Source organism: Buchnera aphidicola (Greenidea ficicola), from assembly GCF_039386055.1.
GTDB lineage: Bacteria > Pseudomonadota > Gammaproteobacteria > Enterobacterales > Enterobacteriaceae > Buchnera_K > Buchnera_K aphidicola_A.
Genome location: NZ_CP135014.1, coordinates 1 through 2,500, shown reverse-complemented (window position 1 = coordinate 2,500; position 2,500 = coordinate 1). Strand labels below are relative to the sequence as shown.

Annotated in this window: 2 protein-coding genes; both read right to left on the bottom strand. The window is 16.6% G+C overall.

Annotation, left to right across the window (positions count from 1 at the left end; translation table 11 throughout):
* Window positions 1–236: 236 nt before the first annotated feature.
* Window positions 237–821: an aminodeoxychorismate/anthranilate synthase component II gene (locus tag RJT27_RS02070; protein ID WP_343189654.1), complete on the bottom strand. Its 585-nt coding sequence runs from the start codon at window positions 819–821 to the stop codon at window positions 237–239.
* A 4-nt stretch (window positions 822–825) separates the two neighbouring features.
* Complete coding sequence (locus tag RJT27_RS02065; protein WP_343189653.1) at window positions 826–2,424, bottom strand: anthranilate synthase component 1; 1,599 nt, start codon at window positions 2,422–2,424, stop codon at window positions 826–828.
* Window positions 2,425–2,500: the final 76 nt, after the last annotated feature.

Sequence of the window (2,500 nt, the reverse complement as noted above, 5' to 3'; positions counted from 1 at the left end):
TTATTGCAGGTTTTATTTTAATAATAAAATTTATTCCAGATATTTTAAAATTTCTTTTTAAAATAGATTTATTTAAATTTTTAAATTTTCTTTTTTTATGCCAAATATATTTCGGTAATGAATCATATAATTCAATTGTGTTAGAATAATTTTTATCAATATTAAATAATTTTTTTATTTTTAAAATACATATTTTTTTTTTCATTATAAATTCTTTAAAAATTAAATTATAAAATTTAATATTTTATAGCCCATTTTATTGTTTTATTTAATAATTTTTCACCTTCTGTAGTTAATATAGATTCAGGATGAAATTGAAAACCACATATTCTATCTAAATTATTTCTTACAGACATAACTATTTTTTTAGAAGTTATTGCATTAATTATTAATGAAGAAGGTATTTTTTTAGTAATGAATGAATGATATCTTCCTACAGAAATTGGATTTTTAATATTTTTAAACATTTCTTTATTATCATGTGTAATAAATGATGTTTTTCCATGTATAATTTTTTTTGCAAAAATAATTTTTCCTCCATACATTTCTACAATTGCTTGATGACCTAAGCATATTCCAATCATTGGAATTTTTCCTTTAAATAATGATAATAATTTTGGCATACAACCAGCTTTACTAGGTATTCCAGGTCCTGGAGAAAACATTAAAATTGGACAAAACATATTAGTTAATTTTTTAATAATTATATTTAAAGATATATTATTTCTATAAATAAAAACATTATGATTATAATTTCTTAATTGTTCAACAAGATTATATGTAAAAGAATCAAAATTATCTATAAGTAATATATTTGCCATAAAATTACCTTTTAATTAAATTTGCTTGAATAATTGATTGAATTACAGCTTTTGCTTTATTTTTACTTTCTTTAATTTCTTCTTTTGGTATAGAATCTAATACTATTCCTGCTCCTGCTTGTATATAAGCTTTATATTTTTCTATATAAGCTGATCTTATAATAATGCACATATCTAAATTACCAAAAGAATTAAAATAACCTATTGAACCTCCATAACTATATCTTTTATTTTTTTCTATTTTAGAAATAATTTGCATTGCTCTAATTTTTGGAGCTCCACTTAATGTTCCCATATTCATACATGCAAAATATGCATGAAAAATATCTAAGTGAAAACATAATTTTCCAACAACCTTAGAAACTAAATGCATTACATGAGAATATTTATCTACTTTAGTTAAATATGATACATATCTAGTTCCAGGAATACAAATTTTTGCTAAATCATTTCTTGCTAAATCAACTAACATAATATGTTCAGATAATTCTTTTTTATTAGTTCTCATTTCTAATTCTATACGATTATCTAAATCTTTATTAATTTTACCATTTTTATTTTTCCCTCTTGGTCTAGTTCCTGCAATAGGATGTATTTCAATATTTCTATTTTTTACATTATATTTTAAAGAACTTTCTGGAGAAGCTCCAAATAAACTAAATTTTATATCTTGCATAAAAAACATATAAGGACTTGGATTACTTATTTTTAAATATTGATAAGCATATAATGAAGAAATACATTTTAATTTAAAAATTCTTGAAATAACTATTTGAAAAATTTCACCTTTTTTAATTTTTTTTTTTGCTTTTAAAATCATTTTATTAAATTTTTTATTATTTTTATTACAAATATATTTTTTTTTTATATTTATTTTTATTTTTTTTTTATATTTATTTTTTTTTATTTTTTTATATTTATTTTTATTTTTTATTATTTTTTTTAAATTATTAATAATTTTTTTTGTTTTTAATTTTAATATATTTTTTTCTTTTTTATTTTTTGAAAAATAACTAGTTTGTAAAATACATTTTTTTTTTTTATGATTAAAAATTAATAAATTTTCTGATAAATAAAAACAAAAATCTGGACATTGTTTTGATAATAAAAATGGTTTAAATTTTTTTATAAATTCAAAATTTGAAATTAAATTATAAGAAAATAAACCNCCAAAAAAACATGGTATTTTATTATTTTTTGTTAATTTCATTAAAAATCTTAAAATATCTAAAACAGAAATTAATTTTAATTTTTTATCTTCATTATATTTTAAATAAAATATTATAGGAAAAATAATTTTTATTCCATTTAATAAATATATATTTTTTATATTTTTTTTAAATTTTTTTTTTAATTTTTTTTTTAATAATTTAATTATATTATTACCATTTTTAGTTAATGATATTATATATACAATATTTTTATTTGCTGTAATTCTTAAAGCNCTATTAATAATCATCATACTTTCTAAATTAAATTTTTTTTTAACTTCAGCAGATTCTAAAAGTAAAGTATATGGTTTTAAAAAACATANTTTTTTAAAAATTATAGTTGGATCATAATAATAATATGTTTTTTTTTTTTTTATTTTTATATTATACAAATTTTTTTCCTTTTTAATTTATAATTAATAAAATATAAATATATATACATATATATACATATATATACATATATAT